Source organism: Methylobacter sp. BBA5.1 (assembly GCF_000746145.1).
Taxonomy (GTDB): Bacteria; Pseudomonadota; Gammaproteobacteria; order Methylococcales; family Methylomonadaceae; genus Methylobacter; species Methylobacter marinus.
In genome coordinates this window covers 21,089-43,366 of the sequence record NZ_JQKS01000021.1, presented here as the reverse complement: position 1 = coordinate 43,366, position 22,278 = coordinate 21,089, and the positions used below count along the sequence as shown (strand labels likewise).

Annotated in this window: 18 protein-coding genes; 8 read left to right on the top strand and 10 right to left on the bottom strand. The window is 47.5% G+C overall.

Going from position 1 to position 22,278, the window contains the following annotated elements; genetic code table 11:
- Positions 1-218: 218 nt before the first annotated feature.
- A complete protein-coding gene (gene cysG / locus EK22_RS13750; protein WP_020157339.1) occupies positions 219-1,616 on the bottom strand; it encodes a siroheme synthase CysG in 1,398 nt (465 codons plus the stop codon).
- An 82-nt stretch (positions 1,617-1,698) separates the two neighbouring features.
- Here cysG and EK22_RS13745 point away from each other — a divergent pair, with 82 nt between their 5' ends.
- From EK22_RS13745 to EK22_RS13725, 5 genes are all read left to right on the top strand, one after another.
- Complete coding sequence (locus EK22_RS13745) at positions 1,699-1,929, top strand: sulfurtransferase TusA family protein (RefSeq protein WP_020157338.1); 231 nt, start codon at positions 1,699-1,701, stop codon at positions 1,927-1,929.
- Positions 1,930-2,209: 280 nt separating this feature from the next.
- On the top strand, positions 2,210-3,085 hold the full coding sequence (locus EK22_RS13740) for a PhnD/SsuA/transferrin family substrate-binding protein (protein WP_051954333.1): 876 nt from the start codon (positions 2,210-2,212) through the stop codon (positions 3,083-3,085).
- Positions 3,086-3,110: 25 nt separating this feature from the next.
- A complete protein-coding gene (locus EK22_RS13735) occupies positions 3,111-4,067 on the top strand; it encodes an ABC transporter substrate-binding protein (RefSeq protein WP_161786441.1) in 957 nt (318 codons plus the stop codon).
- 31 nt (positions 4,068-4,098) lie between these two features.
- Positions 4,099-8,178 (top strand): response regulator, encoded by a 4,080-nt coding sequence (locus tag EK22_RS23225; protein ID WP_051961906.1) that lies wholly within the window; start codon positions 4,099-4,101, stop codon positions 8,176-8,178.
- Positions 8,179-8,286: 108 nt separating this feature from the next.
- Entirely contained in the window at positions 8,287-10,320 is a 2,034-nt protein-coding gene (locus EK22_RS13725) for a TOL_0244 family TonB-dependent receptor (RefSeq protein ID WP_051961905.1), read from the top strand.
- Positions 10,321-10,410: 90 nt separating this feature from the next.
- Here EK22_RS13725 and EK22_RS13720 read toward each other — a convergent pair whose 3' ends face one another.
- Together EK22_RS13720 and EK22_RS13710 are read right to left on the bottom strand one after the other, a co-directional pair.
- Positions 10,411-11,376, bottom strand: coding sequence for a hypothetical protein (locus tag EK22_RS13720; protein ID WP_036251917.1), 966 nt, complete (start codon positions 11,374-11,376; stop codon positions 10,411-10,413).
- Between the two features lie 570 nt (positions 11,377-11,946).
- Positions 11,947-12,633, bottom strand: coding sequence for a histidinol-phosphatase (locus EK22_RS13710; RefSeq protein ID WP_020157331.1), 687 nt, complete (start codon positions 12,631-12,633; stop codon positions 11,947-11,949).
- Positions 12,634-12,795: 162 nt separating this feature from the next.
- Between EK22_RS13710 and EK22_RS13705 the strand changes: the two genes are divergently transcribed.
- Positions 12,796-13,338, top strand: coding sequence for an RNA pyrophosphohydrolase (locus tag EK22_RS13705; protein WP_020157330.1), 543 nt, complete (start codon positions 12,796-12,798; stop codon positions 13,336-13,338).
- Here EK22_RS13705 and cpdA read toward each other — a convergent pair.
- The 6 genes from cpdA to EK22_RS13675 form a co-directional block, all read right to left on the bottom strand.
- On the bottom strand, positions 13,332-14,135 hold the full coding sequence (gene cpdA / locus EK22_RS13700) for a 3',5'-cyclic-AMP phosphodiesterase (RefSeq protein ID WP_036251912.1): 804 nt from the start codon (positions 14,133-14,135) through the stop codon (positions 13,332-13,334). The two genes, EK22_RS13705 and cpdA, sit on opposite strands and share 7 nt — an antisense overlap.
- 10 nt (positions 14,136-14,145) lie before the next feature.
- Entirely contained in the window at positions 14,146-15,459 is a 1,314-nt protein-coding gene (gene argA, locus EK22_RS13695) for an amino-acid N-acetyltransferase (protein WP_027146955.1), read from the bottom strand.
- Between the two features lie 81 nt (positions 15,460-15,540).
- A complete protein-coding gene (gene ilvD, locus EK22_RS13690; RefSeq protein WP_027146954.1) occupies positions 15,541-17,238 on the bottom strand; it encodes a dihydroxy-acid dehydratase in 1,698 nt (565 codons plus the stop codon).
- 67 nt (positions 17,239-17,305) lie between these two features.
- On the bottom strand, positions 17,306-17,977 hold the full coding sequence (locus EK22_RS13685; RefSeq protein WP_027146953.1) for a TIGR04211 family SH3 domain-containing protein: 672 nt from the start codon (positions 17,975-17,977) through the stop codon (positions 17,306-17,308).
- A 43-nt stretch (positions 17,978-18,020) separates the two neighbouring features.
- Entirely contained in the window at positions 18,021-18,923 is a 903-nt protein-coding gene (argF, locus tag EK22_RS13680; RefSeq protein ID WP_036251910.1) for an ornithine carbamoyltransferase, read from the bottom strand.
- Entirely contained in the window at positions 18,920-20,101 is a 1,182-nt protein-coding gene (locus tag EK22_RS13675; RefSeq protein ID WP_027146952.1) for an acetylornithine transaminase, read from the bottom strand. The genes argF and EK22_RS13675 overlap by 4 nt, the downstream gene beginning before the upstream one ends.
- Before the next feature lie 173 nt (positions 20,102-20,274).
- Between EK22_RS13675 and grxD the strand changes: the two genes are divergently transcribed.
- The gene (grxD, locus tag EK22_RS13670; protein WP_020157323.1) at positions 20,275-20,598 is read left to right on the top strand and encodes a Grx4 family monothiol glutaredoxin; all 324 of its coding nucleotides are present in this window, start codon (positions 20,275-20,277) and stop codon (positions 20,596-20,598) included.
- A 139-nt stretch (positions 20,599-20,737) separates the two neighbouring features.
- On the opposite strand, the gene rnt is transcribed toward grxD, so the two are convergent.
- The gene (rnt, locus tag EK22_RS13665) at positions 20,738-21,361 is read right to left on the bottom strand and encodes a ribonuclease T (protein WP_020157322.1); all 624 of its coding nucleotides are present in this window, start codon (positions 21,359-21,361) and stop codon (positions 20,738-20,740) included.
- A gap of 135 nt (positions 21,362-21,496) precedes the next feature.
- Here rnt and EK22_RS13660 point away from each other — a divergent pair, with 135 nt between their 5' ends.
- A complete protein-coding gene (locus EK22_RS13660; RefSeq protein WP_036252007.1) occupies positions 21,497-22,246 on the top strand; it encodes an MlaA family lipoprotein in 750 nt (249 codons plus the stop codon).
- Positions 22,247-22,278: the final 32 nt, after the last annotated feature.

Here is a 22,278-nt window from a genome sequence, read left to right as displayed (position 1 = left end):
TGAATCGTTCAGATTGTTTTTTGCCGCTATAAAGATTTATTGGCCGAAATGATAAAAAACTTCACTATTTATTTAAGTGCAGAGTGGTGGCTGTGAAATCACCGATTATGGCCGCTTATGAAGTTGCAATGAGATAGTCCAGTCAGTCAAATTCAACGGCTTGAATAATTATCTATTCTGTATGCTATAAGGTTGACAGCGTCTATAGACAGATGATTTTAAACTGGCTGATCCGTATGAAACCATTCCAGTTTGTCATGCAACATTACGACGGTGCCGATAATAACCAGTGTTGGCGGTTTTATGTCCTGGCCGGCCACTATGCCAGGCAGGGATTCCAGGGTGCCGGTAATAACCCGTTGGTTACTCGTGGTACCCTGCTGCACCAGAGCAACAGGCAAATTTTTCGGGCTGCCGTGTTCAATTAAAGACTGACAGATTTTTTCCAGCCCGACCAGACCCATATAAATGACAATGGTTTGATTGGGTGCGGCCAACTGTTTCCAGTTTAGGTTGATGGAATTGTCTTTTAGGTGGCCGGTCACGAATGTGCAGGATTGGGCGTGATCCCTATGGGTCAGTGGTATACCCGCATAAGTGGCGCAGCCTGACGCTGCAGTGATGCCCGGAACGACCTGGAAATTGATGCCCTGCTGCATCAAGGTTTCAATTTCTTCTCCGCCGCGACCAAAAATAAAAGGGTCGCCTCCCTTCAGTCGTACCACCCGTTTCCCTGCTTTGGCCAAATCCGCCAGCAGGCTGTTGATGGATTCTTGTGGGAGTGCATGGTTATGCCGTTGCTTGCCAACATAGATTTTTTCGGAATCCCGGCGGGCTAAATCGATAATTTCGGGCGAAACCAGTCGGTCATAAACTATAACATCAGCCTGTTGCATTAACCGTAATGCACGGAAAGTTAATAAGTCAGGCGCACCGGGGCCGGCTCCGACCAGATATACTTCGCCAACATTAACGTTTTCTTTCTGATTAATGAGTGTCTGCTCAAGCTGTGCCTCGGCTTCCTGTTCCTTGCCTGAAAAGACCAGTTCGGCAATGGAGCCTTGAAGTATGTTTTCCCAGAAGATTCTGCGTTGCGCAGGCTCTTTAATGATTCTTTTGACGAATGGTCTGAATTTTTCAGCAATATGAGCCAAGCGACCATAGGCAGGGGGAATCAAGCCTTCTATTTTCGCGCGAAGCAATCTTGCCAAAACCGGCGAAGCGCCGCCGGAGGATACCGCGGCAACGACCGGTGAGCGATCAATGATGGCCGGAAAGATAAAGGTGCAAAGTTCGGGGTTGTCAACTACATTAACAGGGATGTTCTGTTCAGCTGCCGTTTTGGCAACTAGTCGGTTGGTATCGGCATTATCAGTGGCTGATACAACCAGTCTGAATCCATGCAAGTCGACAGTTGGGGAAAAAGTCTTTTTCTGTATATTCAGGTTATGAGTGACCTGTAGGTTGGAAACGGCTGCGCTTATTTCATTGGCGATGACAGTGATTTTTGCATCGGCCCGTGCTAATAATTCAATTTTACGGGCAGCAATTTCACCAGCGCCGACAACAAGGCAATCTTGATCTTTAAGTTTTACAAAAATTGGAAAATAATCCATTGTATGTCTATGATTCGCGGATTAAGTAGAGGATGGTATTATAAGCATTCTGAAGTGACTTAAGAACATTTAAAACCAAACAATGATTGAATTTAACCTAGAATTAGATGCTAGCGGTTTGAATTGCCCTCTGCCATTGTTGCGCCTGAAAAAAGCGCTGATGGAAATGGCCAGCGGTGATGTTGTCAAGGTAATCGCGACAGATCCGGCAGCCCACTTGGATTTTGGCGTTTATTCCGACCAGACAGGTCATCAAATCATTAAGCTTATAAGAGAATCGGACAGGCAGATTTTTTATATCAAAAAAAAATGATCGGCTTGCTTCAAATAGAAAAATGCAGGATATTCGGTTGCTGTCGGAATCTGCGGATATTGAAATATAAAGTCATGAGCTATAAAAAATGGAAATAATAAATAAACTCTGCCTTGCTTCACTGTATCCCGCTTCGGCTAAATTGTTTGCCTCATGACGCTCAACTTCAAAACATCCACGACATTATAAGCATGTAAACTCTATCCAATGTTGTCACATTCAGGCGAACTTATATGATCGATAATTTTATCTATTTTCTATAATCACTCCCAGACGTTATATGCGCGATGGGGAATCCGGAATATCCGCAATTTTTACGACGCAATCCGGCGTCAGATTTTTTACGCTTAGTATATTTGCATTCTTTCTCATCAGCAGTCCGATTGCTCATGCCGAGCCTGAAGCGAATCCAGTCTTAAACAGCAACACGCTTTATTTTTATAATTCGGAAACAAATATTAATAATTACGTTTCCTTGAAGATCGCATTTGATACCTATCTTTCAAAATTTGGGGGCTTTCGTTTTCAACCGTTTAGTAACAAAGATGTTTTTGAGAAAACGCTCATGGAAACGCAAGACGGTGGATTCCTGCTTTCTAGCTGGCATTATCATATTTTACAAAAAAAAGTGTCGATAACACCGGTTTTAGTGGGAATCTCTCACGGCAAATCGACCCAGCGAAAAGTCTTGTCAGCAAAAAAACAAATCAATAAGTTTGAGTTATTAAAGGGAGGGAGAATAGCTTCCGCAGCTACCGAAGCCTATACGCGAACTATTCTTAGTCAGATTCTGGGTGATGACAGTGCTGGGATTCTGGCGCAGATAGAGTTGATTCTGGTTCCCAAGGATATCGATGCCTTGATGGCTGTGGGCTTCGGCATGGCGGACGCGGCATTGACGACGGAAGACAGTCTCGAGAATCTTGCCAAAATTAATCAGAAGCAGTATAGCTTGTTGACTCGGCTGGGCGTCAGCGAGAAACAGTTCCTCACCTTGGTCGTGGTCCCGAACAAGGCGACTGCAAGCGCAGAGGTCTTGCTGGATATATTGGAAGGCATGGATCAAGCCCCTGAAGGGGAAAGTAGGTTGAAAATGCTCGGTCTTGACGGCTGGCGGAGGCTCACACAGTCTGAACTCAAGGAGCTCGGGCCCTAGTATGACAGTAAATATGGCACGCGTTATGACAGACTGGCTTTTGATTTGGCGAACACTAATCGTCAGGACAGGATGCCTGCTGTTATTTGTTTTAATGCTGTTATCATTTCAGACAGGTGAGGCCATTGCTGAAGAAAGCGGAGGTACATTGGTTCTTAATTCAAATGCGGCGGTAAAAAATTATGAATTGGCTCAAGCGGCGTTTACAGCAAATACAGTAGGGATAAGGGCAAAAATTAATTTGGGGGATAGTTCAGTCGACATCGATCAGGTTAAGAAACAGATTCGGCAAGTCAATCCTGACATTATTTATGCGATTGGTTCAAAAGCTTATTTATTGGCGCACGAAATTGCTGAAGATAAAAAGATAATTTTTTCATCTGTGCTGAATTGGCAGCGTTTACCGATGAGCGAAAATTCCTATGGCGTCTCCAATGAGTTATCACCGGGAATGCAGTTGATGACTTATCGTTACCTTTTTTCGGCGGTAAAGAAGATTGGGGTAATCTATAGTGAGAGATATAACAAAGAATGGTTATCGGGAGCTATTGAAACCGCGGAAGATGTGGGAATGGAAATTATTAGCACTCCCATTGCCGAATCAGCAGAATTAATGCCGGCCTTGGAAAAACTGTTGCCGGAAGTGGATGTTTTATGGCTTATTTCGGATCCTGTTGTTCTTGCAAGCCAAGAGTCTGTGCTTGAAATCTTTAGCGAGAGCGCGGCGATGAAAAAACCGGTCATTGCCTATGCTGAAATATTTTCCACATTGGGGGCAACGCTGGTGATATCGGCTGATATTTCCACGATGGGCCTGCAAGCCGCAAGTCTTGCGAGAGAGTTGCTAGAGCATAAAAAAGTCTTGCAACCCGTGGTTGATCCCGCAGGTTCCTATATTATGCTTAATATGAAAAAAGTGAAGGAATATGGATTGGATTTGAATAACGAAGCTTTGGGCTCGGTTAATCAAATTATTGAATAATCTTTGATAGATCAGCCTGAGAATATAACAAATGGTTAAACGGAGTATTTTTAAAAAGCTTCTCGTGACGATGGTGGGTTTAATCATCGCCTTGTTGACTATGTTGACCTTTGTTCAGATCGAGTTTCAAAAAGATGTGTTTGAAAAAGAGTTGGAAAAACGCATTGCATTGATAAAAGGAAAATTAATCGATAGAGGACAAATTTTATCCGATAGTCTATCCGGTCAAGTCAAAAATGGCATTGCTTCCGTTAATCTCTCGCATGTTTCCGACCTGCTAAGAAATGCAGTGAAAGAAAATGAGGGCCTTCATTACATCATTCTAATGCAATCCTCCGGTATGGCGTACATCCATACCCTAAAGCCTCAGTTGGAGTTGGAGATCTTATCCGAAAAAGAAGACTTATTCGCTGCGAGCCAAAATACCGCGACAGTCAATGAATATGCCAGCGATGGTAAGTCCTTTATGGAGTTTATCATGCCTATCCAAGTAAGTTCGGAGCCTTGGGGGGTTCTTAGGCTGGGATTTTCACTGGATCTTCTTAATCAGGAGATCACTAAGTCAAAGCAGGAAAGTCTCGGACAAATCCGTGAAATGATAACGCGGTTATTAATAATCACGGCTATTTTTATTCTAATGGGGGTCGGTATCGTATTATTCGTATCCGAGCGCTTGTCCAGGCCGCTAATGCATTTAACTCGTCTGGCAAATCAGCTGGCTCAAGGCAACTTTGCGGTCAGCGAGACCATTAACGAATACCAGGAGGGTGAAATCGGTGCGTTAACGACAGCGTTTGCTCAGATGGCCAGAAATCTAAAGGCTTCTTACGATAAGCTTGGAGAATATAGCCGGACATTAGAGCAGAAAGTCATAGAACGTACATCCGAACTGGCGGAGGCACGGGATCAGGCAATTGCCGCCAATAAAAGCAAATCAGAGTTTCTTTCGATCATGAGTCACGAAATTCGAACGCCGATGAATGCGATTATCGGTATGACCCGCTTGGCGCTGCAGACGGAGGTCACCGCCAAACAGTATGATTATCTGACAAAAGTTCAAGCTTCCTCGCATGCATTGCTTGGAATAATTAACGATATTCTGGACTTTTCCAAAATCGAAGCCGGGAAGCTGGAATTGGAAGCCATCGCATTTAATTTGGATGATGTGCTGAATAACCTTTCAAATCTGATGAGTGTCAAAGCGGAGGAAAAAGGCCTTCAGATACATTTTATCACTGACTGTAACGTACCTTTGTATTTGATAGGGGATCCGTTGAGACTGGGTCAGGTATTACTTAATTTGGTCAATAATGCAGTGAAATTCACCCCATATGGCGATATCGTCGTTAATATTGCTTTGGCTGAACATGCTGGAAAGGTGTTGGAACAAAACCAGATCATGCTTGAGTTCTCCGTCAAGGATACCGGAATAGGTTTGACGAAAGAACAAATAGGCGGGTTATTCGAATCTTTTAGCCAAGCCGATAAATCCACTACTCGTCGATACGGGGGGACTGGCCTTGGATTGGCGATCTGTAAACGAATGGTGGATATGATGGGAGGAGATATTCATGTAACCAGCGAAGTAGGAAAAGGAAGTACCTTTACATTTACCGCCGTCTTTGAGCAATACCAGGGAATTGATGAAAAATATATTGCATCGTTTGGTGATTTTCACGGCATGAAAGCATTGGTGGTGGATGATAATGCAACATCCAGAAATGTTTTACGTTCTCACCTGGAGTCATTTTCCTTTCAAGTCGCTCAAGCCAACACAGGGGAGCAGGCGATTCAGATGTTGGAAAACGCATCCGTTGAAAGTCCTTTCCGACTTGTACTCATGGATTGGAAATTACCCAAACTGGACGGTATCACAGTCGCGCGCCGTATTAAGAATAATCCCAGGATTACCCATGTGCCTCGCATCATCATGATAACTGCTTACAGCAGGGAGGATGTTATACAACAGTCTAATGACGCCAACCTGGACGGGTTTCTTATTAAGCCGGTGCATCCGTCGGTGTTGCTGAATGCGATTACCGATGTATTCGGCCAAAATCGATTTGACGATTATCCTGCTTTACAGAATCCCTGTTCGACAATGAGGCATGAAAAATTGCACGAAACCAAAGGGGCGAAACTGTTGTTGGTAGAGGATAATAATATTAATCAACAAGTTGCGAAAGAAATACTGGAGCAGGAAGGTTTTGAGGTCGTTATCGCCACGGATGGATTGGATGCCGTGCAAAAAATACGGATCAACCGTGTTGACGCTGTGTTAATGGATTTGCAAATGCCGGTGATGGACGGTTATGAGGCAACACGAATTATACGTTCCGAGCCTCAGTTTGATGACTTGCCTATTATCGCTATGACGGCTCATGCCATGGGCGATGTTAAAGATAAGTGTTTAAGTGTCGGCATGAATGGATATGTGGTCAAGCCCATAGACGTTGATGAACTGATGACTCACTTATTGGCTGTTGTCGAGCCGAAAATGCAGAAAATATCATCAGATAGGACTTTGGAGGAAAACATAGAGCTACCGGCGGCTTTGCCGGGTATTGATATGCAATTGGGATTAAAAAATGTTGCGGGAAATGCTCAGTTATTTCATGAATTGCTGGTGAAGTTCCATGAGAATTTTAATGATGCAAATGCCCGGCTAGAAGCCTATCTGCAAGCAGGCGATAATGGAGCGGCTTTGACTTTACTGCATTCATTAAAAGGTGTAGCGGGCAATCTTGCCATGTCCGAACTGAACGACAGAATAGGTGCGCTGGAACAAGCCATTAAAAAACAGCAGGCATGTGTTTCTGAATTGGCAATTGAATTTTCAAGAGCTCAGCATAAAGTGCTTGAGTCGGTATCACGGTTACGCGCTATCGAGTCTGGAGATCTGCCCGATGGTGATAACCCTGTTGACCTCGATTTGTCGCTGGTAAGGCTTGTATTAGAGAAACTGCTTAATGCTTTGGATGGAAGTCGCCTGGATGCGGATTATTATTTTAAAGAACTGAAAATGATTGTCCGCAATGCATGGCGAAGTGAAAAGCTCAAGCTGCTTGGGCAGACAATTAACGAATTTGATTTTGCCGCCGCCCAATCTGTTTTACAGGACATTGCTCTGAATTTATTTGATACGGAACTCGAGCAGACATCCGCATCTTCCAGCGCGGATAACCGGCAAAAAATATTGATTGTCGATGATATGCCGATCAATATCAGGGCATTGGGAGAGGTTTTAAGGTCGCGTTATGATATCATTGTGGCAATAAGCGGGGAACAAGCTTTGCTTATGGCGGAGTCGGATCAGCCGCCGGACCTGATTTTGCTGGATATCGAAATGCCGAGTATGGATGGGCGGCAAGTGTGCAGATGCCTGAAATCCAATGAAAAAACGCGTCATATCCCAGTGATTTTTATTACCGGGCATGATGAAGTGTCGGAAGTGATGGCGGGCTTTGAGTCAGGCGCCGTCGATTACATCAGCAAACCGTTCAATATATCTGTCGTTCAGGCCAGGGTTCAGACACACCTTGAACTTAAGAAACAGCGTGACTTACTGAAACAGCTGGCCAGCATAGATGCATTGACGGGCATTCCCAATCGCCGCATGTTCGATGAATATTTTGCCAGAGAGTGGCGCCGCTCCATGCGGTCAGCGTCACCCCTGTCACTGATCTTCATGGATGTGGATTATTTCAAACCTTTTAATGATAACTACGGGCATGCGGAGGGCGATCGGTGCCTGGAGAATATCGCGGCAATACTGAGCGATACGCTTAAGCGGGTCACTGATTTTGTGGCTCGTTATGGAGGCGAGGAATTCGTCGCTGTATTGCCGGAAATGAATTTTGATGGGGCGGTGGAAATTGCCGAGGCCATGCGTAAAAATGTAGCTGATTCCAATATTCCTCATGCTTATTCCGGTGTGGCCGATCGGGTAACGTTAAGCCTGGGCGTGAGCAGTGTCGTGCCTGCTACGGACCTATCGCCGGAAGACCTGATAAAAACAGCCGATGAGGCACTTTATATGGCGAAAGAAAATGGTCGGAATCAGATCGGCGCAAAAATGCTGAGGGTTAAAGATGCAATGCCTGATGTGTAACAAAATCGGTTTTCCATTCCTTTTGTCCGCGCTGGAGCGCCAGACATGTCATGGCGCTTCGGTTACATGTTTTTACCTTTAGAAAAGAACTCATAATCTTCATCGACTATGAGTAAACAATTCCTGGCTTTATCCATATACGCCGTTTCATTGATCCAAATGGCACCGGTATCCGCCGGAGCGCCTTCCATCACGCCGCAAACAGATATCGCAAATTCATTAGATGAGGAACTCGGCTGGCTGCAGGAAGAAGCTGTCATTTTTTCCGCGTCCCGGCGCGAACAAAAGGTTTCGGAAACATCGGCCGCTGTATTTGTTATTAACAATGACGACCTTCTACGGTCCGGCGTTACATCCATTCCCGATGCATTGCGAATAGTTCCCGGTCTTCAGGTCGCGCAAGTGAATGCGAATACCTGGGCAATTACAGCCCGCGGATTTAATGGAGAGAATGCGAACAAACTGCTGGTGATGATTGACGGCAGGACGGTTTATCATCCTACATTTTCCGGAACGCTCTGGAGGACAAAAGACGTATTGCTCGAAGATGTAGAAAGAATTGAAGTGGTTCGGGGGCCTGGTGCCGCCATGTGGGGCGCCAATGCAGTGAATGGTGTCATTAATGTCATCACCAAAAGCGCGAATAATAGTCAGGGTTTGTTGGTTACGGCCGGCGGAGGTACAGAGGATAAGGGGGGGGGTGCTGTTCGTTATGGTGGAAAGATTGCAGATAGTCTGCATTACCGGACATACCTGAAATATGCCGACAAAGATGATTTGAAAGTCTTGGGAGGCGGAAACCCTCAGGATAACTGGGAAAAATTTCAGGGCGGTTTCAGGGTGGATGGCGAATTGACAGAGCAGGATTCCCTGACCTTGCAAGGCGATCTGTATACCGGCAACGGGGGCAGTTTGCGGAGTATTACGGCACCTATGGCGCCTTTTACTTCTCTGGCTAATGTGGGGGAGGATTTTTCCGGCGGCAATATTTTGAGTCGGTGGCGGCATCGGTTTTCTGATACATCGGATCTGTCGCTACAGCTGTACTTTGATCATACCCGGGATAAAACCACTTATTCCGCATTTAATGAATCATCGAAAGCGGTTATCAATACATATGATGTGGATTTACAACATTATTTCCAGCTTGGGGGGCGGCAGGAAGTAACTTGGGGGCTTGGATTTCGGTATATAACGGACGATCAAAATAATGCCATCAATTTTGCATTTGCTCCCGCAAGTCGCGATTATCTCCTGTACAGCGCATTTATACAGGATCAGGTCGCGCTGATCCCCGACACGTTAAAGTTCCTGTTTGGCTCGAAGTTTGAACATAATGATTTTAACGGTTTTCAAATTCAGCCTAACGCCCGTCTGATTTATACGCCCGATAATCAACAGACCCTGTGGGCGTCTGTTTCACGCGCGGTACGCACGCCCAACCGTTTAGACCATGACACGAGTTTGCTCTATTTCAGCCAGGAAGCCCCCGGCGTTTTTGCCGCTTTACAAGGTAACAAGGATTTCGAATCGGAAGAGCTGATGGCGTACGAATTAGGCTATAGAATAGCGCCGGCGGAAAATATCTCAATTGACGTCGCGGCTTTTTACAATGTTTATGACAACTTGAGCAGTGTGGAAGCCCGCAGGCCTTTTGTTGAAACGATTGATGCCGCACCTCATCTGGTTTTCCCTGTTTCTTACGGAAACAACGCCCAGGGCGAAACTTACGGATTGGAGATGGCAGTGCAATGGCTGCCATTGGAATGGTGGCGTCTGCAAACGAATTATTCTTATCTGCAAATTCAGATTCATACTGCCACGGGTTCGGTGTCCCAAGATGTCGAGGAAGGACAATCGCCGCATCATCAATTTAATCTCAGGTCTTCCATGGATTTGCCGCACAATGTGCAAATGGATACTTTTTTTCGCTATGTGGATAGCTTGCCTGAACGGAATATCGACAGTTATCTGGAAATGGATGTCCGCCTGGGATGGAAACCTGTAAAAAATATAGAATTCTCCCTTTCCGGCAGAAATTTACTCGATAGCAGTCACGCCGAATTCCAGGCCGTAGGGACAGCGGTACCTGTCATCGAGGTACAGCGCAGCCTGTTCGGACAGATAAGTCTGAATTTTTGAAGAGCAGGCCGGCTTTCTTTCTCAGCTTGTCCTTGCGGAAGGCAATATTAAAATTTCCTTTGCCATGCAACCGACCAGGGAATGCAAATTTCAATTCCTTCCCAGGAAAGCTTGCTTAATAGGTTTGCCGGAGGCTATCCAGATTTTAATGGCCTCATAAATAATGACTGTTGTGAACGTGACAGCCATCCATACCAATACAGCTTCAATAGGCAGGGATGTCCAGGCGCCGATCGTTATGCCCAGCATTTGATCATAGTTGTATCCCCACCACTGATAAGGTGAGGCGAGTGTCACTTCCCACAGCAAGCTGATCAATAAAATGAAAAAGAAGGTGGAACTGAAAGCGCGCCAGTTGATAAATCGGTAAGTTGTCTTAAAAAAAGCCATTGAAGGAACAAAACTGGCGACTACGAGAAAAATAAAATAGCCGGGAAGACCGCCTTGATAGGGATGAGGATAAAAATTCTTGTAGATAATGGCTGATATAATCAAGACCAGACCAATCATGAGCGATTGCGGATGGAAAAGCACGATGCTTTCTATCTTTTTACTCTCGACTGAATAGTCAGGCACATTATAAGCGGCAAGCCAATATTCATCACACCAGATATAGATGAGCAGAACCGCAATAAATCCGGTTAGATAAAAGACAAATTCCTCAAGCGGCAATGCCATCCGCCAGTTCATCTGGCTGAAGTCAAAGCCGGGCAGGTATATCTGGAGGGTGGCTTCATGGTTCGTAAAGGTAAAAAAAACAAGCCCGAAAACAATATCCAGAATAAAACCGAGCGGTATGAGCACGATTAGGGCCAGCCAAAAAGATTTACGGATAAATTTTTCATCGTGATTGATATAAAGCCAGATGATAATTGCCAAAGCCGGAACAATAAAAAGCAGAAGGCTCCAGGTATAGCCCAGAGGGGAAACGCCGGCAATAGGATCAATGACATTTTGAGCTTTTTCAATGGTCAGCAGCGTTAATGTGGCTGGCAAGACCAGGATGACGATCATGACAAAAAATATTTTAAAATCTTTTACTGACGTGAAGTTCATTTTCGCTCTCTGTTGCTAAATAATTATAAGGATTTGAAATACTTGTCAAATTTGTCGGTCATGCGATGGCTCCATCGGTTTCGCCAGAGGGAATTCCATAGCATCGGTACGAGCGAAACAGATGGGTTGACTTTAAAAAAGCTAGCACAAGCTCTGCATTTTGTCAGTTTTTATAATGGAAATGCGGAACCAGCGGTTATATCATTGGGCGGGACAGTCAACAGAGACGAGGCTCAAGCGCTATTAATGCTTTATTGTTGTCGCCCGCCGGAGCATGGCCGTATGGCAATTGATGCCTTTTTATTGTTCGGGGATATGGATTCTAGCTAATGTAATGAGCCGCCTCCATGCTTCGTTTGATTTGGCAATTCAGAATCGAACGCTTTGGGTCCAGGCGGGTATGCGGTATATCATCGAAAGAATCCGTTATTCAATGTACTCATAAATGCTAAATAACTTCAGCGCTTCCTTGCTGAAGTCCGTAATTCCGGTTCGAGAACAATCAAGGTGTTATCAGTACTCAACAGCGATAATTCTTGCTGGGCGGTTACCCCTTGGTTGGTTTGATGGCTATTTATGAAAATGATGCGTCGGACATTCGCCGTTTCTTAGGCTAATGATCGGCCACCGGGCCGCCTTGGCAAATTGGGTCAGTTTTTCATCAGGATCAACCGCGACTGGATTGTCGACTAGTTTAAGCAATGGCAGATCATTGTGTGAATCGCTATAAAACCAGCTGTTTTTCATGGTTTCCGTCGAATTTTTCAGCCAGGCTTCCAGTAGTTTAACTTTACCTTCCTGAAAACAGGGGATGCCATCAAAATCGCCTGTATATCGCCCTTCTTTATATGACGGCGTGGTCGCCAGCAGGTTATCAATGCCATACAGTCCGACTATCGGTTCGGTAACGAAGCGGTTGGTGGCCGTAATAACCAATAAGGTATCGCCCCGGTCCCTGTGTTTGGTAATCAGTTGTTGCGCGGATTCCAATAACAGCGGTTTGATGGTTTCTTCAATAAATTGGTCGCGCCACTGGTAAAGCTGCTCGGGTTCGTTGTTGGCTAAAGGCCGCAGGGAAAAGCGCAGGAATGCTTTTATATCCAGCGTGCCCCGCTTGTAATCGTCATAGAATTTTACGTTAGCACTGGCATACTGATCTTTATCGACAATGCCCCGGTCGACAAGAAACTGCCCCCACAAGTAGTCACTGTCATCGGCAATCAGGGTATTATCTAAATCAAAAATCGCTAAACTCACGGTTGAACCTGTCTGAAATAATTAAAAAAATCACGCCCTATGGCGTCGGTAGTTTTTTTATGGAACAATGGAGGTCATTACAAAACAACCTGACCTATTTTTTGCAATTCTACCACACGCAAGATTGAATTTAGGAAAGGACAAGACACAGGTTTTTTAAACATGATTGACTCTAAAGGATACCGGCCCAATGTCGGAATCATCCTTTGCAATGACGAGGGTCGCGTGTTTTGGGCAAAACGGATGGGCGTGAACTCATGGCAGTTCCCGCAAGGCGGAATTCATCAGAATGAAGATCCTGAAACAGCGATGTATCGAGAATTGTGGGAAGAAACGGGGCTGCAACAACAGCATGTACAAGTGCTTGGTCGTACGCGATACTGGCTGAGGTATCAGTTGCCCGAGCGTTATATTCGCAAGAACACACTGCCGGTCTGTATAGGTCAAAAACAAATCTGGTTTATTTTGCGGCTGATAACGCAGGAATCCAATGTGCGTTTCGATCGTTGCGCCAAGCCGGAGTTTGACGGTTGGCGCTGGGTGGATTATTGGGATCCGCTTAAAGATGTCGTTTACTTCAAGCGTAAAGTCTATCAGAAAGCGATGACCGAGCTGGGAGCGCTTCTGACTATCGATTCTGTTCCCGTTAATGCGGAAGGGTATTTATCGAAAGAGAAACAATACAGCGGGGCCAAGCATCAATAGCCTTGTGTATCTGTTTGCAACCCGGTCAGCGGCTTGGGTAAATGGTGAGTCTCGGATTTGAGCTTGCCATCGGCAAACAGTCGGATCACGCGATAACCCGAAGGCGTATTAGCGACTGTGAGTTGTTTGCTTTCGGGCTGAAACTGGAAACAGGTTGAAGGTGCGCCCCATACGCGAACCGGCCCGGCTTCAAGCGTTATTGCCTGATGGATGTGGCCGAATGTGACGGCTTTAACTTGCGGGTGTTTGTTGATTATGGCAAACAGCGCCTGCGCGTTTTCTATCATCATGGTGTCCATCCAGGGACTATTGATGGATTGGCAATGGTGATGCATGGCAAGCAACGCATAGTGATCCGGCTGGCTGCCCAGGCACCGTTCAAGAAATGCCAGTTCCTGATCAGACAGGCGGCCTCCGGGCGCGCCGGGAATCTGGCTGTTCAGACTTATGATTTGCCAGTTGCCTAAGAAAACCTGTTTGCGGCAGTTGACGAGTTCCGTATTCAAGATCTGCTGCATCAACTCATAATCATCGTGATTGCCAGGCAGGCAGACGCAGGGTGTTTGATAGGCCTCCAGCGTATTAAGAATGCGCTGGTAATTTAACGGGCTTGGGTGCTGCGCTAAGTCGCCCGTGAATAGAATTAAATCAAACTGTTGCCCAGGCGCGAAAGCCTGTTCAAGGACAGCCTGAAAATAGTAGGCTGTATCAATTCCCAGCAATGTCTCTCCAGGCTCGGGAAGGATGTGCGAATCGGATATTTGCAGTATAGACAGGCAACCGGGTGTATGCGCCATGGTCGAGACCTCATTCGATATTTTTGCATAGAACTTTGGAGTTTCTCTGCGGATTGTATAGCGCCTTGAGCGGGTCGGGTAAACTGTTGATGTCTGACGGCAAGAATCCCCGTTCAATAAACCAGTGCATGGTTTGTGTTGACAACACGAATAATTTTTTCAGTCCCAGCTTATTTGCCCGACGGTAAGTATACTCAAGCATGCGATTGCCCCGGGCGGAACCTTGATAATCCTGATGCACGGCCATGCAGGCGATAACGCCCGATTCCCGTTGCTCATCAGGATGCAGTGCCGTGCAGCCTATGATCAGGCCGTCTCTTTCAATCACGATATAATCGGCAATTTCCATTTCAATTTTTTCCCTGGAACGCTTGGTTAATTTGCCTTGCTGCTCCAGCGGCTTTATCAATTCCAGTATGCCGCCTATGTCGTTCAAAGTGGCGGGGCGCAATTCCTCAAACGGTGTTGAGCTGATCAAGGTACCGATACCGTCGCGGGTGAAAAGCTCAAGCAACAGGGCGCCGTTATGGGTGCGGTTGATCAGATGAACGCGGTCTATGCCGGACTGGCAGCTTTGGATCGCCGCTTTCAGAGGCAGGCTGATCGTGTCGGCAAGGTCGGGGTGCTGCTCCAGAAAAGTTCTGGCTTCCGCAGTGGTCATCTGCTGGATTTGCGCGCCGTCATCAGGATTGCAACAGCTTTGTTCAGTCAATAAAATCAGTTTTTCGGCTTTTAATGCAATCGAGACGGCTGTTGCGACTTGTTCGGCGGACAAGTTGAAAATTTCCCCGCTCGGCGAATAACCGATAGGTGAAATCAGCACAACATTGTTCTGATCCAGTTGTTGATGGATGGCCGCGCTGTCGATGCGCCGCACTTCCCCTGTATGGCAGTAATCGATGCCGTCGATGACGCCAATGGGTTTGGCGGTCACGAAATTGCCGGAAGCCACCTTGATTTTCGCGCCCGCCATCGGCGAATTGGCAAGGCCCATGGACAAGAGTGCTTCAATTTCCACGCGCACAAGCCCCGCCGCTTCCTTGACGCATTGAAGCGCCTGGTCATCGGTAATGCGTAAATGTTTATGAAAGCGAGGAGGCGGGCTGTTTTTCAGGCGCTGGTCTATCTGCGGACGTATGCCGTGGACCAGAACCAAGCGTATGCCCAGGCTGTTCAGCAATGCAAAATCATGAACGTGATTGGCGAAATCATCGTCAAGAACCGCCTCGCCGCCGAACGAAATCACAAAGGTCTTGTTGCGATGGGCATGTATATACGGCGAGGAGTTTCTAAACCAGCTGACGAATGATTGATGCGATTCCATGATAGCGCTTGCGGAATTTTTGCCCATGAAAGAAAAGGGGCTCAGGGCGCCGGAACGCCCAGAGCAAACAGGGACGGGATTTTAATCCAGATTGTCAGTCACCGCGCCCAATGAAGCGGAGCTGACAAGTTTGGCATATTTTGCCAATACGCCACGCGTATAACGCGGTGCGGGTTGCCGCCATTCGGCCAATCGACGAGCAATCTCCTGGTCATCAACGTGCAACGTCAAGGTATTGTTTTCCGCATCAATCGTGATCGAGTCGCCGTTTTCAACAATCGCCAACGCACCGCCGACATAGGCTTCCGGAGTGATATGTCCGACCACGAAACCATGCGTGCCGCCGGAAAACCGGCCGTCGGTAATCAGAGCCACATCCTTGCCCAAACCTTTGCCCATTACGGCGGAAGTGGGGGACAGCATTTCGCGCATGCCGGGACCGCCTTTGGGGCCTTCGTAACGGATAACGATCACATCGCCTTTGACAATGTCGCCGTTCAGGATGCTTTGCAGTGCTTGCTCTTCGGCCTCGAATACCTTGGCTTTGCCGGTAAAACACAGACCTTCCTTGCCGGTAATCTTGGCGACGGCGCCTCCGGAAGCCAGATTGCCGTATAGAACCACCAGATGGCTGTCTTTTTTGATCGGGTTATCCAGCGGATGAATCATGTCCTGGCCTTCCGGATACGATTTGACGTCAGCCAGATTTTCAGCCAGGGTTTTTCCGGTCACGGTCAAGCAATCGCCGTGCAGCAAGCCCCGGTCCAGCAGTTCTTTCATCAAAGGCTGAATGCCGCCGATCTCGATCAGTTCGGCCATTTGGTAGCGGCCGCTGGGTTTTAAATCAGCAACCATGGGTACATGCTTGCCGATGCGCGTGAAATCGTCCAGTGTAATGTCGACACCGACGGCATTGGCCATGGCCAGGATATGCAGTACCGCATTGGTCGAGCCGCCGAGTGCAATGGCAACCGTAATCGCATTCTCGAACGCTTCCTTGGTCATGATATCGCGTGGCTTGATGTCTTTTTTCAACAGTTCCAGTACCGCTGCGCCGGCGAGTTCGCAATCCCGGCGCTTGTCTTCAGAGACAGCGGCCTGAGCGGAACTGTTGGGCAGACTCATGCCTAATGCTTCAATCGCCGATGCCATGGTATTGGCGGTATACATTCCGCCGCATGAGCCGGCCCCCGGAATGGCTTTAGCTTCAATCTCAGCAAGTTCGGCATCATCGATTTTGTTATTGGCTCTGGCGCCAACCGCTTCGAATACGGACACAACATCCAGTTTTTTATCTTTGTGGCAGCCTGGCAGAATAGTGCCGCCGTATACGAAGATGGCCGGACGGTTCAAGCGGGCCAAGGCGATCATGCAGCCGGGCATGTTCTTGTCGCAGCCGCCAATGGCGACAACGCCGTCAAAGCCCTGGCAGCCGACCACGGTTTCAATGGAATCGGCAATGACTTCGCGCGATACCAGCGAATATTTCATGCCTTCCGTACCCATGGAAATACCGTCCGATATCGTGATGGTATTGAAGATAACGGCTTTGCCGTTGGCATTGTCCACGCCGCGCGCGGCATCATCAGCCAGCCTGTTGATGTGCATGTTGCAAGGCGTCACCATGCTCCAGGTCGAGGCGATACCAATCTGCGGTTTGCTGAAGTCTTCGTTCTTAAAGCCAACGGCATGCAGCATTGCGCGACTTGGCGCACGCTCCATGCCGTCAACAACTTGAGAAGAATAGGTGCGGTTTTTTTTGTCACCTGAGTTAGCCATATAAGCGATTTCCGAAGGTTAAATATTTAAAATATAGGGTGCGAAGGCAAAGGGTTGCATTGGTTTCTCAGAAGGTATCCCAACTGCTGTTTCTACGACGCCAGCCTAATTTGGGTAGAATGAACCCTAATACGACACCGATCAAGGATAGAATGCCACCGTATAAAAACCAGTCCTGATTGCTGCTGTCCGCCAGCGCCTGGTTTTCCAGTTTGAGCTGTTCCAGTTCCCGTTCAACATTAACCACGCGTTCCTGAAGTTCGTCGCGTTGAGTTTTTAACTCTATCGCGCTGGAGGCGGTTTGTTTCAGTTCGTTAAGTTCCCTGGTTAAGTGATCACGTTCCGCTGCCAGGGATTGTTCAAGCGTTGTTCCCGGGGTAAGCGCGCTTTTCAATGATTCAAGTTCGGCTTTCAACGCTATATTCTCCGTTTCGAACGACGCCAGTTTTTTATTGGCGGCATCCAGTTGAAAACGCGAGGAGGGTTCTTTCATAGTGTGACGGGTCAGAATATAGCCTTCTGTGCCGTTACTAAGACGCGCATAGCTGAAACCGGTTTTATTGTTCTGGCTAATTATCGTAAGAGGCGTACCGGATGGGAGCAGTTTTACCACCTTGCCGTGCGTGTTTTCTTCGCTTCTTAACGCTAAATTGACATTGTCGGTTATATAGGCTGTTGTAGCCTGCGCCGGACCGAAAGTGAGCATTAGGATAAAAAACGAGCTTAATAGTTTTTTCACTTGAATCTCTGGTGTTGATCGTTTGAAAAGATAAATTTTAGCGTTATTTATGGCACATGAGAAATTCCAGCAGCGCCTTTTGGGCGTGCAGGCGATTTTCAGCTTCATCATAGATAACGCTCCGAGGACCATCGATAACGTCAGCAGTGACTTCTTCACCGCGATGCGCGGGCAGGCAATGCATGAACAGGACATCATGATTGGCGACTTTCATGACCTCTGTATTGATTTGATAATTTTTAAAGGCTATTTCGCGTTGTTTCTGTTCCTCTTCCTGACCCATACTGGCCCAGACGTCGGTAACGAGCAAATCCGCATTCTGGGCCGCTTCCAACGGTGTGGAAAAAAAACGGACGCGATCGCCCGCGGCTTTAACGATCGATTCCAGGGGTTCATAACCAGACGGGCAGGCAATGTTCAATTTGAAGTCCAATACGGTCGCGGCATCAATATAGGAATGGCACATATTATTACCGTCACCGATCCAGGTGACTGTCTTGCCTTGAATGTCGCCGCGATGTTCAAAAAAGGTCTGCATGTCTGCCAGTAATTGGCAAGGATGCTGTAAATCGGTTAAGCCGTTGATCACAGGTACGCGCGAATGTTCCGCGAATGTCGTTACCGTTTCGTGCTTGTCAGTTCTGAGCATGATGCAGTCGACCATGCTGGAGATAACCTTAGCGCTGTCTTCCAGCGGTTCGCCGCGTCCGAGTTGGGTGTCCCGGGGCGACAGGAACAGGGCGCTGCCGCCAAAATGGCTCATGCCGGCTTCGAATGAAATGCGCGTGCGCGTCGATGATTTTTCAAAAATCATCGCCAGGACTTGGCCTTTAAGGGGCTGGTAGTTGGGATCGCGGTTGTTTTTCAGCGTTATGGCTCTGTTGATCAAGCCGCGAAATTCTTCGCTTGATAAATCGAGCAGGCTGATGAAGTGTCTGGGAATCATAGGCATAGTCTTGTATGCTCTTGAATAAGAGCTGATAAGGTTTCCACGAGTTGATTGATTTGTTGGTCATCAATGATTAATGGCGGCAGCAAGCGGATGGTTTTCTCGCTGGTAACATTGATCAATAAGCCTTGCTGTAGGGCTGATTTGACAAGTTCCGCGCAGGGTGCGTCAAGCTCAATGCCGATCATCAGGCCTTTATGGCGAATATCGACCACATGCGGGTTATCACCCAGTTGCTTGGCAAATCCGTCGTGGATTGCCGTGCCTTTTTGTTCGACTTGTTCGATCAGGTTTTCATGGTCTAACGTTGCCAATACTGCTAACGCCGCGCTGCATGCCAAAGGATTGCCGCCGAACGTCGAGCCGTGGGAACCCGCGGAGAAGAGTTGGGCCGCTTTGCCATGGGCGAGGCAGGCGCCTATCGGTACCCCATTACCTAGCGCCTTGGCCAGTGTGCAGACATCAGGCACGATCGAGTTGTGCTGGTAGGCGAGAAATTTACCCGTGCGGCCTATGCCGGTCTGGATTTCATCCAGCATCATCAGCAGGTTATATTGGTCGCACAGGTTGCGGATTCGGTTCAGATAATCGCTGGCCGGAATGTTGACGCCGCCCTCGCCCTGAACCGGTTCGACCAGGATGGCAACGATATTACCGTGCTGTCCAATTGCTTGTTCGATGGCATCGATATCGTTATAAGGCACGCGCACAAAACCTTCGACCAGCGGTGCAAAGCCTTGCTGTACTTTGGGGTTGCCGGTGGCGCTCAGCGTGGCCAGCGTGCGGCCATGAAAGCTTTTTTCCATGACGATGATGGCCGGATTTTCTATATGCCGCTGGTGTCCATAGAGGCGAGCCAGTTTAATGGCGGCTTCATTGGCTTCGGCGCCGGAATTACTGAAAAAAACGTTGTCCATGCCGCTTTTATCAATCAGCCTGTCCGCCAGGTTCTCCTGGGCAGCGATACCATATACATTTGATGTATGCACCAGGGTTTCGCTTTGTTTGCAGATGGCCCGGTGCACTGCCGGGTGAGCATGACCCAGGTTGCATACGGCTATACCCGCTAAGGCATCCAGATAACGTTTATTGTCGGTATCCCACAACCATACGCCGCTGCCCCGCTCGAAAGTTACGGGTAAACGTCCATAAGTTGGCATAATATGGCTAGTCATTGATTCTGCCTGCAAAGAAAAGTAGGCGGAAGTCAGCCGCCCGTCGGAAAAATGTTCGATTATAGTTTTCAAATGAGCCTCAGGCAAGAGCGGTCCTTTAAGATTTACTTTTTTAACAGCGTAAATGTTGATAAAATTAGTTGGTTTTATTTGTCGAATGAGTGACTGCTACTATGAATGTTACAGAAAGAATTAAAGACCAGCTTGAAAACAATCCGGTTGTTTTATACATGAAAGGCACGCCTGATTTTCCGCAGTGCGGCTTTTCGGCGCAGACTGTTCAGATATTGGATGCCTGTCATGCAAAATACGCGTACGTTAATATTCTTGAGGACCTTGAGGTTCGTGAAGCGCTGAAGGAATACTCGCACTGGCCGACTTATCCGCAGCTTTATATCGGCGGTGAACTCATCGGCGGTTGTGACATCGTGACTGATTTGTACACCAAGGGCGAGTTGAGCAAAATGTTGGCGGCGGCCGATGCCATAGCGGAATAAACCGCCGAGGCTCTGCAATAGTTAAATTGAGAGCCGGTTGATCAAGCGCCGCTGGCTCAATAGGCGGGATAAAGGCAGTTCGAAGGTAATGTCAATGATCACCGTATCCGCGGACGCGGGTACGGTGATGGTTTCTATCTTATTGATCGAGCGACTCAAGTCGCTTCCAGCGGTTGACTATCATACAGAACAGTTCGGCTGTCTTTTCGGCATCATAGAGCGCTGAATGCGCCTTTTCGTTATCCCACTCCAGTCCGGCTGTCCGGGCTATTTTAGCCAGCACGGTCTGTTGATAGGCCAATCCTCCGAGTGTGGCCGTATCAAACGTACTGAACGGATGAAACGGACTTCTCTTGATTTGCGTGCGATGAATAGCCGCATTTAAAAAATTAATATCGAAAGCCGGATTGTGGCCGACCAGGATCGCCCGCGTGCAGTTGTTGCGCTTTACCGCTTCCTTGATGGGTTTGAACAGCGTATTCAGCGCCTCTTTCTCGTCGACAGCCATGCGAAAAGGGTGGTGCGGATCAATGCCGTTGAATTTAAGGGCGGCTTCATCCAGTTCGGCGTTTTTAAACGGAATCACATGCGTGGAATAGCGTTCTGTGATTTCCAGATCGTGCTGGCTGTTAAGTTCGACGATAACGGCGGCGATTTCCAGTACTGCATGTTTTTTAGGATTAAAGCCGGCTGTTTCAATATCGATAATGACGGGTAGGTAGCCTCTAAATCGCTTGTCTAAGGGTATTGCAGGTATATCCATTAATTTTGAATGGTCTCGGGGTGGAAAAACTTAAGGGGCATAATAGGGTGGATGTCGGTGGTAGTAGACATTTTATGGTATGTTACGCGAAATTTAATTCAGAATAAAAATAATAGCGAAATTAAAGGCAAATCAATGCGCAAGCAAAAATTAATAACGCAATTGACTGGTTTTATATTATTCGGCATGTTGGCCGGATGCGCAACCAGCGCAAAAGACACCAGGGATCCGATGGAAAACTGGAACCGTGGGGTACAGACATTTAATGATAATCTTGATGATTATGTGATGAAGCCTGTCGCTAAAGGTTATCAATGGGTCACGCCGTCATTTGTCGATCGTGGCGTGACTAACTTTTTCAGTAATATCGATGATATCGGCGTCACCATAAATGATCTGTTGCAGTTTAAGTTGTCGCAAACCGGTATGGATGGCGCGCGCTTTATTGTTAATACGGTGGCCGGGATTGGTGGCTTCATCGATGTCGCGGAAATGATTGACCTGCCCAAGCATAACGAGGATTTTGATCAAACCCTGGGCGTTTGGGGCGTGCCGACCGGGCCTTATCTGGTGTTGCCGTTTTTCGGGCCCAGCTCGCCGCGCGGGGTGGGCGGTTTGATCGGCGATGCGGCCATGAACCCTATCAGCTATATCGATAGCGGCATTATTACGGGTTCGTTATTCGCCCTGAATGCGACCGATTTGCGTGCCGATAATTTGGGCACGGAAAAAGTGGCCGCTGAAGCGGCTGTGGACCGGTATGAGTTTTTCAAAAATTCCTATTTCCAGCGGCGTAACTACCTGGTTTACGATGGCAATGTCCCGGAGGATGAGGAAGAACTGGAACTTGATGAGGATTATTTGTCACCTGTCAGCCCCTATTGACCGGCATTTTAACCCCAGACAGCCGGCATTTG